Here is a 12,686-nt window from a genome sequence, read left to right on the forward strand (position 1 = left end):
GCGACCGGCGTTCACCGGAATTTTCCGTCTCCGTCCGGCGTTACCGGTTCGGCTCCCACCGCTCGCAGGCGTCCATGTCGGTCATCCGCTCCGAGTGGCGCTTGCAGTACGGCGTGATGCCGTTCTCGGTGCGGACGTACTCGAAGTGCGTGCAGTTGCCGCAGTACCGGTCGGTCGGATCCGCCTGCGTTCCGGGCGTGCGCTGGCTCTCGGGGTCGATGGGCGACGTGAGGGCGTCGCCGGTCGCGCCGCCGTCGCTGGCGGCCGCGTCGCCGGACGACACGTCCGCGGTGTCGACGTCGCCGTCCGGTTCCCCTCCGAAGACGCCGACGCCGCCGAGACCGCCGCTGGACGATTCGACCTCGACGACCTTCGTCTCGCCCTGGCGGGTCACCTCCATCGTGACGGTGCCGCCGGGGTCGTTGCGCGTCTTGAAGTTCACGACGGCGCTGAACAGGCACCAGAACGTCGTGACGAGACCGAAGAAGTAGACGGCGACGACGGGGAGGGTGAGCTGTCTTCCGTGGCTGGCCCAGTGGTCGGGGTAGGCGTACCAGAACATGCCCACGCCGAGCACGGCGATGGACGAACCGATCGCCGCCGCGGCCCGGACGCGGTCGCTGGTCGCGGGGAAGACGGTGAACACCCCGACGAACGCCGCCGGGACGCCGAGCCCCGCCGTGACGCCCGCGAGTTTGCGAGAGCCGTAGGTGGAGAGTCCGACGGCGGCGAACAGGTCCGTCGTCGCGGCCAGGATGGCGACGACGACGAGTAACGACCCCGAGAGGAAGAGGCCAACCCCGGCGTAGAGTCGCCGTGGGCGCTTTTTCACGCCGTCGCGACCCGCGTAGGTTTCACCGAGGCTTGTCATGTCTCCGTCATTGAACCCCTCATACTAAACAACTGCGTCAGACCATTGTCAGACGCCCGTCATCTACGCTCACAGCGGCACCGGTAGCCACTGGAGCCAGTCCAACACCGTCTCGGGCGCGATGAGGGGTTCGTGTAGCACCAGCCAGTCCAGCAGGACGAGGCCGAGGCCGTGAGCGACCACGGAGGGAAGCAGGGAGTTCCCGTCGTAGTCGAACGCGCCGAAGAGCACGTCGGTCGGTCCGGACAGCAGCAGTTCTATCGGCGGTTTGCCGAGGTGGTGCAACGCGTACACGACGGGACTGATGAACACGCTCTTGAACCCTATCTTGCGCACGCCGACGCAGAGCAGACCGCGGTAGTACGTCTCCGCGGCGAGCACCACGACGAACTGCTTGACGGCGTGCGGGAGAAAGTCGCCCAGCGCGGGGCTGGTCTGCCACATCGGGTAGTAGGCGCGTATCGTCGGCAGCGACGAGCCGACGACGTAGAACGGAACGACGATTATCGCCAGGACGACGGCGTTGCGGACCGCGCGGCGGTCGACCCGGTAGCCGAGGTGGCGGCCGTGCGTGACCGCGAGCGCACCCGGGATGGCGATGTACAGCGTCACGTCGCGGACGAGGCGAGCCTCCAGGTCGCCGGCGGGGACGGCCCACAGCGACCACAGCACGGTCAGCAACCCCCCGACGAGTAGCGACAGCCGGACCCAGGTCAGACCCGGCACCCGTCCGGCGACCGACCTGGAGACGTTCACGAGCCGTCGGCGGTCGGAACGGGACCGTTCCCGATGACCCCTCGAAGCTCGTCGGTGAACTCCTTCTCGCTCTGGAAGTAGGTCTCCTCGACCTCGTCCAGAAGGTCGCTCAGCTGTCGGGGCCCGTCCGGCGTCCGGATGGTCGTCTCGCCTTCCCGGCGGACGATTTCGCTCTTCTGGATGGGCCAGAAGAGCCGCGACGAGACGCGAGCGAGCGGCGCACCTTCGACCGGCGTTCGTTCGCCGAGTTCGACGGCAGGTTCCTCTTCTTCCTCGTTGTCGTCGGCCATACCCGCCAGTTTGTCAGCGCGTGGATTAAGTTTTTCCGAACCCACCGTGCCACGGTCGCCGCCGTCTCGGCCGGGGAACCGCCTCTCTCGCGTCGTCGCTCGCGCGTTCTCGCCCGGCGTCCCGCTTTCGACCACCACCTCGTGGTCCGGAGTCTCGAACCGACCCGCTGGCCCGTGTGAGCACGCTTAAGGCCCGGCGGACTCTCCTCCCGGACATGAAACCACGGGACCTCTCCGCCCACGTCGAGTACCAGGCCGGGCGGGGCATCGAGGAGGTGGCCCGCGAACTGGGCGTCGACCCCGACGAACTGGTGAAGCTCGCGTCGAACGAGAACCCCTTCGGCCCGAGTCCGGCGGCGGTCCGGGCGATGCAGCGCGCCGCCGAGCGCGCGAACTCGTACCCGAAAGCCTCCCACGCCGACCTCGTCGACCGCCTCGCGGAGCGGTGGTCGGTCGCGTCCGAGCAGGTGTGGCTGGCAAACGGCGGTGACGGCGCGCTCGACTACCTCGCCCGAGCGATGCTCGAACCCGGCGACGACGTGCTCGTGCCGGACCCCGGTTTCGCCTACTACGGCATGAGCGCGCGCTACCACCACGGCGACGTGCGCGAGTACGACCTCTCGAAGGCCGACGACTTCGCGCTGGCCGCCGACACCGTCCTCTCCGCCTACGACGGCGAGCGCATCGTCTACCTGACCAGCCCGCACAACCCCACCGGCGGTCGCTTCTCCGTCGACGCCGTCGAGGACGTCGCCGACGCGACCGCCGACGAGACGCTCGTGGTCGTCGACGAGGCGTACGGCGAGTACGCCGACGCGCCGAGCGCGGTCGAACTCCTCGACGCGCGCGACGACGTGGCCGTCCTCCGGACGTTCTCGAAGGCCTACGGCCTCGCCGGCGTGCGCCTCGGCTACGCCCTCGTCCCCGAGGAGTGGGCCGACGCCTACGCCCGCGTCAACACGCCGTTCGCCGCGAGCGAACTCGCCTGCCGGGCCGGCCTCGCCGCGCTGGACGACGACGAGCACGTCCGGCGCTCCGTCGAGACGGCCCGCTGGGCGCGGGAGTACCTCCGGACGGAACTCGACGCGCCGACCTGGGAGAGCCACGCCAACTTCGTGCTGGTGGCGGTCGGCGACGCGACGGGCGTCGCCGCCGACCTCCGGGAACGCGGCGTCATCGTCCGCGACTGCACGAGCTTCGGCCTCCCCGACTGCGTCCGGGTGACCTGCGGGACGGAAGAGGAGACCCGGACGGCCGTCCGGGAACTGAACGAGGTGCTCGCGGAATGAGGGTCGCCGTCACCGGAACGCCCGGAACGGGCAAGACGACCGCGACGGACATCGTGGCGTCGAGCCTCGGCGATGCCGCCGTCGACGTGGTCCACCTGAACGAGGTCGTCCGCGAGGAGGGGTTCCACGAGGGCGAGGACGCCGAACGCGGGAGCCTGGTCGCCGACCTCGACGCGCTCGCCGACTGGCTGGACGACCGCGAACGCGAGAGCGAGGCCGACCACCTCCTCGTCGAGTCGCACCTCGCCCACCGCTTCGACGCCGACCGCGTGGTCGTCCTGCGCTGTCGCCCGGAGCAACTGGCGGAGCGACTGGAAGACCGCGGCGAACCGGAGGCGAAGGCGACCGAGAACGCGGAGAGCGAGGCGCTGGACGTCGTACTCTCGGAGGCCGTCGCGGAGCACGGCGCGGACGCGGTGTACGAGATAGACACGACCGACCGCGACCCGGAGGCGGTGGCGGACGACGTCGAGGCGGTCGTCCGCGGCGACAGAGCGCCGTCCGCCGGAGAAGTGGAGTTCACCGACTACCTATGACGCTCGACCGGTTGCGCCCACTGGCCGACCGCGCGCTCGACCCGTTCGTCTCGGCGTCGCGGCGACTCGGACTCACGCCGGACTCGGTGAGCGTCGTCGCCTTCCTGCTGGCGGCCGCGGCGGCCGGCAGCTTCTACCTCGGCGGCGAGACCGGCGTCTGGTATCTCGTCGGTGCCGTCCTCGTGTTCCTGAACGGCTGGCTCGACCTGCTCGACGGCGCGCTCGCCCGGGAACTCGGCACGGAGTCGAAGGCTGGCGACCTGCTCGACCACGTGCTCGACCGCTACGCCGACATCGTTCTCATCGCGGGGTTCACCGCAGGCGTCGGGCGGTACGCGCTCGGCCTGGCCGCCGTCACGGGCGTCCTGATGACCTCGTACCTCGGCACGCAGGCCCAGGCCGTGGGACTCGACCGCGTCTACGGCGGACTCCTCGGGCGCGCCGACCGCCTCGCGCTGATGGGCGTGACCGCCGGCGTCGCGGCGTTCGTGGAGGGCGTCGCCGGAGTCTCGCTCGTCGTGCTGCTCCTCGGCGTGTTCGCCGTGGTCGGCCACTTCACCGCACTCCAGCGGTTCTATCACGCCTGGCGCGCGCTGTCCTGAGCTACCGAGGAGGTCGACGACCGACGCCGGCGGTGACGTCAGCGCGCCGGCAGCGTGTCGCCCGGTTTCGCGTCCGAGCGCCGCTGTTCGGGGCTGGCGACGGCGCTGACGCGCCGGAACACCGTCTCGGGGTCGCGGGTCCGCCGCCAGTGCCAGCGCGTTCGGGCCAGCAGCGACAGTTTCCGGAGGGTCCCGAGCGACGGCTCGCTCGTCAGCACGTCGTTCGCCCATTCGCACGTGAGCGTCCTTCACGTACACCAGTCCAGGAACGATGCGTTCTACGGCATCTGACAGAAAGAAAGCGGGCCCAACCCGTTGGGGTGACGGCCGGACGGCCACTCCGTCGAGTGTCAATTATCCACGAAAACGGCATAATAAAGCTAATAGACGCGGGGTCGCTAGGGGTGTAACATGCACCGACGTACCTTTCTCTCGGCGGGGGCAGTCTCGCTCGCCGGACTGAGCGGTTGCCTCAGCGGCGGGAGCGGGTCGTATCCGATGCCGGAAGACGGCAACACCGACGGCTATCCGCCGAAGTCGGCCGTGAACGGAGCGAAAGACCCCCAGGTCGACGTTTCGTCGCTGGCAACGACGAAGCAGAACGGCCGGAACGTGCCACTGCTGCCGGTCGACGACGCCATCAAGTGGTACAAACGACGCGAGGCGCGCTTCGCCGACGCGCGCGGCCCGAAGCAGTACGAGACGTCTCACATCTCCGGTGCGGTGCTCAGCCCTGCCCCGGGCATCGACACGAACTTCGACAAGGACCCGGTGAAAAACTGGTCGAAGGACGATCGCATCGTCTGCTACTGCGGCTGTCCCCACCACCTCTCGTCGCTCCGGGCGGCCGCGCTCATGAACAGCGGGTACGAGAACGTCTTCGTCATCGACGAGGGGTTCTGGGCGTGGCACGAGTCCGGCTACCCCATCAACGGCCAGAACACGAAGAAAGCGCCGGACAACTACGCCATCGAGGGCGTCACCAGCGACGAGTTCGCCGGCAAGTCGGCGTGGGCGCGCCACCCCGACTCCGGACAGAACGAGGCGACCGACATCCAGGACGACGGCACGTACACCATGCATCTCAAGTTCCACGAGGTGACGCCGTCCTCGACCATCGTCGTCGAGACGCCCGAATACACGGTCGAGGGAAGCCTCGAAGAGCTCTCGAACGGCGTCGTCGAGGGCTGACTCGGGAACCGACCGCGTTCTGCTCTCCGTCCCGACCGTCTCTTTCTTCTTCGCATCCTCGTCGGACGTCGAGCGCCGAGCGTACGCTACGAACGAGCGTCGGGTGCTGGCCTGCCCTCGATAGACAGATCTCCGACACCATCCTTCCAAAATAGTGCCAGATTCAACACCTGTAATATGCTCTTTATATATCGGTAGATGCTATCGGGGGCGCTTATAAAAAATTCCCATTTGAAGCCGAAAAGATACGGACAGAACGTAGATGTGTCTAACTGCGGAGAAATCCAAACCGGTTGGAGAAAATATATGACACACGACGATAACCGAAATTCTGAGAAGGAAGCAGAAGGAGTACATGTCGGTCGGAGAGAGTACGTGAAGCTCGGGGCGTGCGCCATAGGGGGCGCGGGAATGGTGGCGTCGGCCTCGCGGCCGGCGTCCGCACGGCTCTCGCGGTCGACGTACACGATTCGTGCGGGGACTGCCGAGGAGACGACTGTGTACGTCACCGAGGCGGCAGACGACGGGCCGACGCTGATGGTGACCGGGGGCGTCCACGGCGACGAGACGAACGGCTACCGCTCCGCACACAGGATTCGAAAGTGGGACATCGACGCCGGGAAACTCGTCGTCCTGCCGGAGGCGTGCAAGCCCGCGGTCGAGGCGGGAACCCGGCAGTACGAGGACGGCGACCTGAACCGTCACTTCCCGGACGGTACGGAGGAGGAATCGCCGCTCGCGGACGCCATCTGGGACGTGGTTCTACAGGAGGACGTCGACTTCCTCTGGGACCTCCACAGCTCCTACGGCGTGTACGAGTCTGGCGACGGCGGGGTCGGCCAGGCGCTGTTCGCAACCGACGCGGGTGACGCCGGGGTCCACTCGAAAGCCATTCGCGACTACCTGAACGCCGAGGTCGTCGACGACTCGCTGGACGACGAGTACGACTTCCGCGAGCACACCCACAACGACGACGGCTCCCGCGACATGCTGAAACACAAGATGGGTGCGACGCTCGACACGCCCGCCATCATCTTCGAGACGACCGAAGAGCTGTCGCTCGACCGGCAGACGAAGTACACGACGGCCGCCGTCGAGCGGTTCATGTACCGGTTCGGCCTCCTCGAAACGGTGAGCGTGACCGAAAGTTCGAGCCACCTGAGCTACGACGGCGACGCGACCGCCGTGAACACGCCCGCGGACGACAACGGCCAGCGTTCCGGCCTCCTCTTCGGGGTGACGAACGACGCGGACCGGGAGGCGACGATCACCGATATCGAGGTCGCGCCGGCGAACGCCGCCGTCGACGAACTCGGCGACCACTCCTACGACGAGGGCAAGTGGACGAGCGAGCTCCACGTCGCCGCCGACGTCCAGGACGGTCTCACGGACATCAACGGCGGGACGGCGCTCCCGGCGACCATCGACCTGAGCGCGGACGGCTTCAGCGACAGCGCGGACCGCGAGGCCATACTCTCGGCCGGGTCGTCGGCGACCGTCTCGCTCTACCAGTTCGAGTCGGGCGGCGCGCCGGTCGACATGGTCGGCGAGGAGCTCGACGTGACGGTGCAGTATCGCCTCGGCAGCGATACGAGCGGGTCCACCTCGTTCACGGTCTCCGGCGGCCGGCTCGGCTACGACGGCGACGCGACCGCCGTGAACACGCCCGCGGACGACAACGGACAGCGCTCCGGCGTCGAGTTCGGCCTGACGAACCGGTTCGACGACGAGGTGCACGTCACCGACCTCGAAATCGCGCCGGCGAACGCCGCCGTCGACGAACTCGGCGACCACTCCTACGACGAGGGCAAGTGGACGAGCGAGCTCCACGTCGCCGCCGACGTCCAGGACGGTCTCACGGACATCAACGGCGGGACGGCGCTCCCGGCGACCATCGACCTGAGCGCGGACGGCTTCAGCGACAGCGCGGACCGCGAGGCCGTCCTCTCGGCCGGGTCGTCGGCGACCGTCTCGCTCTACCAGTTCAAGGCCGGCGGCGCGCCGGTCGACATGGTCGGCGAGGAGTTCGACGTGACGGTCGACTACCGGCTACCGAGCGGTCGGACCGGGTCGGAGTCGTTCACGGCCACGGCCCCGGGAATCGGATACGACGGCGACGCGACCGCCGTGAACACGCCCGCGGACGACAACGGACAGCACTCGGGCGTCGAGTTCGGCCTGACGAACTACCACGACCAGCGCCTCCGGGTGACCGACCTCGGCGTCGCGCCGGCGAACGCCGCCGTCGACGGACTCGCCGACCACTCCTACGACGAGGGCAAGTGGACGAGCGAGCTCCACGTCGCCGCCGACGTCCAAGACGGCCTCACGGACATCAACGGCGGGACGGCGCTCCCGACGACCATCGACCTGAGTGCCGACGGCTTCAGCGATAGCGCGGACCGCGAGGCCGTCCTCTCGGCCGGGTCGTCGGCGACCGTCTCGCTCTACCAGTTCGAGTCGGGCGGCGCGCCGGTCGACATGGTCGGCGAGGACCTGACCGTCACGGTCGAGTACGAACTCGCCGACGGTCGGACGGGGTCCGCCGAGTTCGCGCTCGCCCTCTGACGGCTCAGCCCCCGATTCGGGGAGCGACGGCGCACCGTCCCGGAGAAACGCCTTTGTTCACGGATGGCGAGGGTTCCAATATGGTGGCCGAGACCGAGCGCGACGACATGACCTGGTACCAGTGCGAGGAGTGCGGACTCCTGTTCGACGACCCGGAGGACGCCAGCCAGCACGAACAGAACTGCGACGCCGAAGACCCGTCGTACATCCAGTGAGTCACTTCAGGCCGGCGCGTTCGCGGTGTTCGTCGGCCAGTCGTTCGGCGTGATCGCGCGACTGGCAGGCCTCCCAGCGCACCTGCGTCGCGTCGCTGTACGACAGTTCTGTCTTCAGTTCGTCGCGGAGGACGCCCGCTTCGACCGCCAGGATTTCGCCGTCGTCGCCGAGTTCGTAGACCCCCCAGCGCTCGGGCGCTCGACCGACCGTCGAGCGGTCGAGCGTCCGCCACCGCTTCGGGAGACTCATCCGTCGACGGGGTCGTCCGCTCCGTCGCTCTCCTCGGGAACGAACTCGAACGAGCGCTCGCCCCGCTCGTCCTCCTCGAAGACGAAGACGCGGCCGCGGGCCACCTCGGGGTCGGCCTCGACCTCGACGGCGTACCCGTCGGCGCGGACGGTCACGCCGGGGAACAGCTCTTCTTCCTCCCCCGGTTCGAGCATCACCCGGCCGACGCCCGTCGACTCGAGGATGTCGTCGTGGGTGTTGCGGTCGTTGACGTACATCAGGACGCCCTCCGTCTCGGTCGGGTCGGTGACGAGCACCTGGACGAGCTTTCCGGGCTGGGTCCGCAGGGTGCCGTCGACTTTCTTGGGAACTCCGTTGTAGAACGCTTCTCGCCCGTCGGTGTACTCGACGACGATGCCGTCCTCTGTGAGTTCGACGCCGAGGGTGTCCGGGGAGACGTCGTTGCGGGCGCTCATGGCCGGACGTTCGGCCGCCGCCGACTAAAGGGGCACGTTCCGAACGTCCACCGGGAACCGACCGGAGTTGCCACGACCGCCAGCGTGAAGACGCGGCCCCGCGAACCGCGAGGTATGCACGGCCGGGCCGAGGCCCCCGCGGCGGGAACGGTGCTCAACGCGCTCGCGACCGGCGTCGGGTCCGCGTTCGCCATCGACGCCGTCACGACCGTCGAGGTCGACCTCGACGACTCCGGCGCGTTCCGCGGCGAGGTCGCCGGTGCTCCGGACGCCGACACGGCGCTGGTCGAGCGCTGTGCCGAACTCGCGGTGGCGGAGTACGGCCACGGGGGCGACCGCGACGGCGACGAATCGGACGTCGGCGGCACGGTCCGGACCGACAGCGAGGTGCCGATGGCGGCGGGGCTGAAGAGTTCCAGCGCCGCCGCGAACGCGACGGTGCTCGCGACCCTGGACGCGCTCGGTGTCGCAGACGACGTCGACCGCGAGGACGCCTGTCGCGTCGGCGTGCGGGCGGCCCGCGACGCCGGCGTCACCGTCACGGGCGCGTTCGACGACGCGAGCGCGAGCATGCTCGGCGGCGTCACGGTGACCGACAACCGCGAGGACGAACTGCTCGCTCGCGACGAACTCGACCGGGACGTGCTCGTCTGGACGCCGCCGGAGCGCGCCTACAGCGCCGACGCGGACGTCGAACGCTGTCGCCGCGTCGCGCCCGTCGCGGACCTGGTCGCGGACCTCGCACTCGACGGCGAGTTCGAGCGCGCGATGACGGTCAACGGCTTCGCGTTCTGCGCGGCGCTGGGATTTCCGGCGGACCCGCTGGTCGAGGCGCTCCCCGACGCTGCGGGCGTCTCGCTGTCGGGGACCGGACCGAGCTTCGTCGCTATCGGCGAACGAGACGCTCTATCGGAGGTACGTGAACAATGGAACGAACGGGAGGGAACGACGTGGCTGACGACGACACAGACAGACGGGACCCGACGGACATGAGCCTCGCGGAGCTCCGCGAGGAGATAGAGAGCATCGACCGCGAGATAGTCGAGTTGATAGCTCGGCGCACTTACGTCGCCGACACGGTGGCGGCGGTGAAAGACGAGCGAGACCTGCCGACCACCGACGAGTCCCAGGAGCAGGCGGTGATGGACCGCGCCGGCGAGAACGCCGAGCAGTTCGACGTGGACGCGAATCTCGTGAAGGCCATCTTCCGACTGCTCATCGAACTGAACAAGGTTGAGCAGCGGGAGAGGCGGTAGCCGAATTCGGGGTTTCAGAGCTTCTACTCCCGCCGAGGTAGTCAAATCCTCTTCCGGCAGTTGCTCTTTCATTCCCCGACGGATGAGCGATACCAAAGAATCCGTATCCTTGAATCCTTCAGCTAACAGGACTGGCGTGCTGCATACAGAGGATGTATCCAGCACGCTCTTTGAGACGAGTCGGACGACGAGTCGAAGTTCGATGTCGCGGTGAGTCGACAGTAAGCGAACAGCATGGCTACAGCCGGGCGCTTGCCTCACTCCACGGGCTGGGCCTCGGGGAACTGATACCTCCCGTCGAGAATCGGCTCGCGCGGCTGGTAGAGCCGGACGATATAGTGCCATCCTTCCGGCGTGTAGATGAAGTTCGGCTGGTCGGGGTCGCCGCCGAAGTGAATCGTGACGCTGCCGTCAGCGTCCCGCTCTGCGGTCACGTTGTTGACCGAATACGCGTCGTACTCGTTCTCCTCGAGGTAGAGGTCACGGTTGTAGACGGTGACCGACCAGAACGCGTCGACGGGGACATCCTCGACGGTAAGTGTGTATGGCGTCGTGCCATCATTCTGGGTGGGAATCCGTTGGAGGAACAGCGCTTCCGACGGCTGCGGGACGCCAGTCCACCCTGACGGACTGGCGACGAAAAAATTCACCGGGTTGACCTGGCCGACGTCACCATATGCGCCCGAGAAGTTCTCGAGCGTGGTAAAGACAGTCGTGAGCGCGTCGTCGAGTTGTTTGAATGATTGTGGCTCCCACTTAGGAATCTCGAACGAACCAGCCGATGCTTGTTCCACGTCGATCTCGTCCTGGAGTTGCCGGACTTGCTTCACATCGTTTGGGTCGTTCGGGTCAACAAATGTGCGGATCGCGACGCCAGCATACCGAGTACCGACCATATCTCGGGTTATCGTGTACGTTCCAGGTTCGTCGGCGTACAGCTTCACATATTGGCCCTCGTTCTGGACATTCAGTGACTGGTAGCGGTCACCGCTGTCTGGGAGCGTGATGGTGACTGGCTCGGTCAGATCGAACACCCCGAGTGAGTATATCGTGTCACGATTTGGCTCGACGTCCAACTGCTCCCCGACAGGGGTTATATTTCTGAAATGATAGAGCTGTCCGAACCCGCCCTTGTCGACGGTCGCCTGGAATGAAGCATGACAGTTGGCGCGTGGGTAGTTCTCCCACGTCACCGGGACTGACTCGTCATCTGTTGACGTCTGCTGATCCGTCTGCTGGGCGTTTGCGTCTAGGACGTCTTGGCGGGCGCTGGCGCTGCCGCCCATCGCGAGTAAGCCGGCGAGGCCCACCCCGCGAAGTGCGCTTCGACGAGTTGTTTGGAGCAGTTCGGAGTTCGATTCAGCGGTCGTGTCGTGTATCTCGTTGCTCATGACTATTGGTTCTCTTTTTACTTGAAAATCTGGCAGCACGGCCCTGCTGAATCCTGAGGATACATGCAGCAGGCCACCTCTCCGGTTGAAGACGACGTTTGCAATCGTCATCCCTCCACAGGGACGATCTCGGGCATGTCGTAGGACCCGTCGACCACCGACCAGCGGGGGCCGTAGAACCTGGCCGCGAAGCGCATGTCCCCTTCGGGGGCCGGCAGCCAGTTCTTCAATCTCTCAGGAGCAATCGGTTTCTCGTGTTGCACGTAGATGACGAACTGACCGTTTTCGGTGTGCAACAGTCCTTCTTCGAGCATGTAGCTGTTGATGCTGTAGCGGTCGAGTTCGTTCTCCACGAAGTAGCCCTGGGCGTCGTAGATCGGGACTTCCCAGAACTCGGTGACCGGCGGAAGGTTATCGAGGTCGAACGTGATGGTGTAGCGCTTCGACCCGTTCAGTTGCTCGCCATTCGAGTCGGTGAACCGAAATCCAGCGATGTGCGATTTAGGCGAGTCGGGGCCCGCATAACCCAGGTCCGCCATGACGGCCCGGGTCAACCAGTCGGTCCTGAAGTCTCCTGTCGGCACAAGAACTTGCCAGCCGTTCATGTCGATCAAGTCCTCCTGGCCGGCGGTCCTGACGCGATTGAATCCGTTCTCGAATCCCCTAGCCAGCGCCTCCTGTACGTCGGTATCGAGGGCGGACCAATCGAACGCCAGTCCCGGGCCGATTCCGACCTCTTCCAACCGGTCGAGCATGGCGGACTCCTTGAGCGAGTCGTCGATGAGCGACAGGCTCGGGTCGTTCAGGACAAGGTCGAGGAGGGTGAAGAAATCTGATGGGGTCTGGTTTTCGACCTGCCTGGTCGTGAGTTCCCGCATCCTCGGGACCGTTTCGTAGTTGCCGGCGACGACCGACCGTTCCGCCTGTGGCACGCCCGCGTGGTCGTTTTCGAGCCACTCGCTGAGCGGCGTGATGGTCGTCTGAGCCTGCAAGTCATTGACGTGAGCGATCTCGGA

Annotated in this window: 16 protein-coding genes; 8 read left to right on the forward strand and 8 right to left on the reverse strand. The window is 66.8% G+C overall.

The genetic code is table 11. The annotated features are described in order from the left end of the window. Positions 1-40 precede the first annotated feature (40 nt). The 3 genes from ACTF4R_RS04585 to ACTF4R_RS04595 form a co-directional block, all read right to left on the reverse strand. Complete coding sequence (locus ACTF4R_RS04585) at positions 41-871, reverse strand: cell division protein CdpA domain-containing protein (RefSeq protein ID WP_440006599.1); 831 nt, start codon at positions 869-871, stop codon at positions 41-43. Positions 872-940: 69 nt separating this feature from the next. Continuing rightward, positions 941-1,627 carry a CPBP family glutamic-type intramembrane protease gene (locus ACTF4R_RS04590; protein WP_440006601.1) on the reverse strand — a complete coding sequence of 229 codons (687 nt, stop codon included), beginning with the start codon at positions 1,625-1,627 and terminating at the stop codon, positions 941-943. Then, positions 1,624-1,917, reverse strand: a complete 294-nt coding sequence (locus ACTF4R_RS04595; RefSeq protein WP_113276018.1) for a DUF5789 family protein — start codon at positions 1,915-1,917, stop codon at positions 1,624-1,626. Before ACTF4R_RS04595 ends, ACTF4R_RS04590 begins: the two co-directional genes overlap by 4 nt. A gap of 215 nt (positions 1,918-2,132) precedes the next feature. Here ACTF4R_RS04595 and hisC point away from each other — a divergent pair, with 215 nt between their 5' ends. The 3 genes from hisC to ACTF4R_RS04610 are packed head-to-tail and all read left to right on the forward strand — an operon-like array spanning position 2,133 to position 4,344. Then, on the forward strand, positions 2,133-3,206 hold the full coding sequence (gene hisC / locus ACTF4R_RS04600) for a histidinol-phosphate transaminase (protein ID WP_440006603.1): 1,074 nt from the start codon (positions 2,133-2,135) through the stop codon (positions 3,204-3,206). Then, on the forward strand, positions 3,203-3,742 hold the full coding sequence (locus ACTF4R_RS04605; RefSeq protein ID WP_440006605.1) for an adenylate kinase family protein: 540 nt from the start codon (positions 3,203-3,205) through the stop codon (positions 3,740-3,742). The genes hisC and ACTF4R_RS04605 overlap by 4 nt, the downstream gene beginning before the upstream one ends. Continuing rightward, positions 3,739-4,344 carry a CDP-alcohol phosphatidyltransferase family protein gene (locus ACTF4R_RS04610; RefSeq protein ID WP_113276020.1) on the forward strand — a complete coding sequence of 202 codons (606 nt, stop codon included), beginning with the start codon at positions 3,739-3,741 and terminating at the stop codon, positions 4,342-4,344. The genes ACTF4R_RS04605 and ACTF4R_RS04610 overlap by 4 nt, the downstream gene beginning before the upstream one ends. A gap of 38 nt (positions 4,345-4,382) precedes the next feature. Here the strand turns inward: ACTF4R_RS04610 and ACTF4R_RS04615 are convergent, their stop codons facing one another. Continuing rightward, a complete protein-coding gene (locus tag ACTF4R_RS04615; protein WP_440006607.1) occupies positions 4,383-4,562 on the reverse strand; it encodes a hypothetical protein in 180 nt (59 codons plus the stop codon). Positions 4,563-4,755: 193 nt separating this feature from the next. Here ACTF4R_RS04615 and ACTF4R_RS04620 point away from each other — a divergent pair, with 193 nt between their 5' ends. From ACTF4R_RS04620 to ACTF4R_RS04630, 3 genes are all read left to right on the forward strand, one after another. Next, on the forward strand, positions 4,756-5,535 hold the full coding sequence (locus tag ACTF4R_RS04620) for a rhodanese-like domain-containing protein (protein ID WP_433633099.1): 780 nt from the start codon (positions 4,756-4,758) through the stop codon (positions 5,533-5,535). A gap of 375 nt (positions 5,536-5,910) precedes the next feature. Beyond that, a complete protein-coding gene (locus tag ACTF4R_RS04625; RefSeq protein ID WP_440006609.1) occupies positions 5,911-8,103 on the forward strand; it encodes a succinylglutamate desuccinylase/aspartoacylase family protein in 2,193 nt (730 codons plus the stop codon). Between the two features lie 80 nt (positions 8,104-8,183). Then, positions 8,184-8,318, forward strand: a complete 135-nt coding sequence (locus tag ACTF4R_RS04630) for a DUF7128 family protein (RefSeq protein ID WP_440006610.1) — start codon at positions 8,184-8,186, stop codon at positions 8,316-8,318. 1 nt (position 8,319) lies between these two features. On the opposite strand, the gene ACTF4R_RS04635 is transcribed toward ACTF4R_RS04630, so the two are convergent. Continuing rightward, a complete protein-coding gene (locus ACTF4R_RS04635) occupies positions 8,320-8,568 on the reverse strand; it encodes a DUF7508 domain-containing protein (protein ID WP_113276022.1) in 249 nt (82 codons plus the stop codon). Next, positions 8,565-9,023, reverse strand: a complete 459-nt coding sequence (locus ACTF4R_RS04640) for a DUF5796 family protein (protein ID WP_440006613.1) — start codon at positions 9,021-9,023, stop codon at positions 8,565-8,567. The genes ACTF4R_RS04635 and ACTF4R_RS04640 overlap by 4 nt, the downstream gene beginning before the upstream one ends. Before the next feature lie 114 nt (positions 9,024-9,137). On the opposite strand from ACTF4R_RS04640, the gene ACTF4R_RS04645 reads away from it, so the two are divergent. Next, a complete protein-coding gene (locus ACTF4R_RS04645; protein ID WP_440006615.1) occupies positions 9,138-10,016 on the forward strand; it encodes a shikimate kinase in 879 nt (292 codons plus the stop codon). Further along, on the forward strand, positions 9,950-10,279 hold the full coding sequence (locus ACTF4R_RS04650) for a chorismate mutase (protein ID WP_440006617.1): 330 nt from the start codon (positions 9,950-9,952) through the stop codon (positions 10,277-10,279). The genes ACTF4R_RS04645 and ACTF4R_RS04650 overlap by 67 nt, the downstream gene beginning before the upstream one ends. 257 nt (positions 10,280-10,536) lie before the next feature. Here the strand turns inward: ACTF4R_RS04650 and ACTF4R_RS04655 are convergent, their stop codons facing one another. Further along, the gene (locus ACTF4R_RS04655) at positions 10,537-11,781 is read right to left on the reverse strand and encodes a DUF1214 domain-containing protein (RefSeq protein WP_440006618.1); all 1,245 of its coding nucleotides are present in this window, start codon (positions 11,779-11,781) and stop codon (positions 10,537-10,539) included. After that, positions 11,778-12,548, reverse strand: a complete 771-nt coding sequence (locus tag ACTF4R_RS04660; RefSeq protein WP_440006676.1) for a DUF1214 domain-containing protein — start codon at positions 12,546-12,548, stop codon at positions 11,778-11,780. Before ACTF4R_RS04660 ends, ACTF4R_RS04655 begins: the two co-directional genes overlap by 4 nt. Positions 12,549-12,686: the final 138 nt, after the last annotated feature.

Source organism: Halomicrococcus pelagicus (genome assembly GCF_051917725.1).
Taxonomy (GTDB): domain Archaea; phylum Halobacteriota; class Halobacteria; order Halobacteriales; family Haladaptataceae; genus Halomicrococcus.

Excerpts from the sequence above, each read along its gene's own strand:
- ACTF4R_RS04585 (WP_440006599.1), bottom strand. The coding sequence starts at position 871 with ATGACAAGCCTCGGTGAAACCTACGCGGGTCGCGACGGCGTGAAAAAG.
- ACTF4R_RS04650 (WP_440006617.1), top strand. The coding sequence starts at position 9,950 with ATGGAACGAACGGGAGGGAACGACGTGGCTGACGACGACACAGACAGA.
- hisC (WP_440006603.1), top strand. The coding sequence starts at position 2,133 with ATGAAACCACGGGACCTCTCCGCCCACGTCGAGTACCAGGCCGGGCGG.
- ACTF4R_RS04620 (WP_433633099.1), top strand. The coding sequence starts at position 4,756 with ATGCACCGACGTACCTTTCTCTCGGCGGGGGCAGTCTCGCTCGCCGGA.
- ACTF4R_RS04605 (WP_440006605.1), top strand. The coding sequence starts at position 3,203 with ATGAGGGTCGCCGTCACCGGAACGCCCGGAACGGGCAAGACGACCGCG.
- ACTF4R_RS04595 (WP_113276018.1), bottom strand. The coding sequence starts at position 1,917 with ATGGCCGACGACAACGAGGAAGAAGAGGAACCTGCCGTCGAACTCGGC.
- ACTF4R_RS04635 (WP_113276022.1), bottom strand. The coding sequence starts at position 8,568 with ATGAGTCTCCCGAAGCGGTGGCGGACGCTCGACCGCTCGACGGTCGGT.
- ACTF4R_RS04655 (WP_440006618.1), bottom strand. The coding sequence starts at position 11,781 with ATGACGATTGCAAACGTCGTCTTCAACCGGAGAGGTGGCCTGCTGCAT.
- ACTF4R_RS04640 (WP_440006613.1), bottom strand. The coding sequence starts at position 9,023 with ATGAGCGCCCGCAACGACGTCTCCCCGGACACCCTCGGCGTCGAACTC.
- ACTF4R_RS04610 (WP_113276020.1), top strand. The coding sequence starts at position 3,739 with ATGACGCTCGACCGGTTGCGCCCACTGGCCGACCGCGCGCTCGACCCG.
- ACTF4R_RS04660 (WP_440006676.1), bottom strand. The coding sequence starts at position 12,548 with ATGCGGGAACTCACGACCAGGCAGGTCGAAAACCAGACCCCATCAGAT.
- ACTF4R_RS04645 (WP_440006615.1), top strand. The coding sequence starts at position 9,138 with ATGCACGGCCGGGCCGAGGCCCCCGCGGCGGGAACGGTGCTCAACGCG.
- ACTF4R_RS04630 (WP_440006610.1), top strand. The coding sequence starts at position 8,184 with ATGGTGGCCGAGACCGAGCGCGACGACATGACCTGGTACCAGTGCGAG.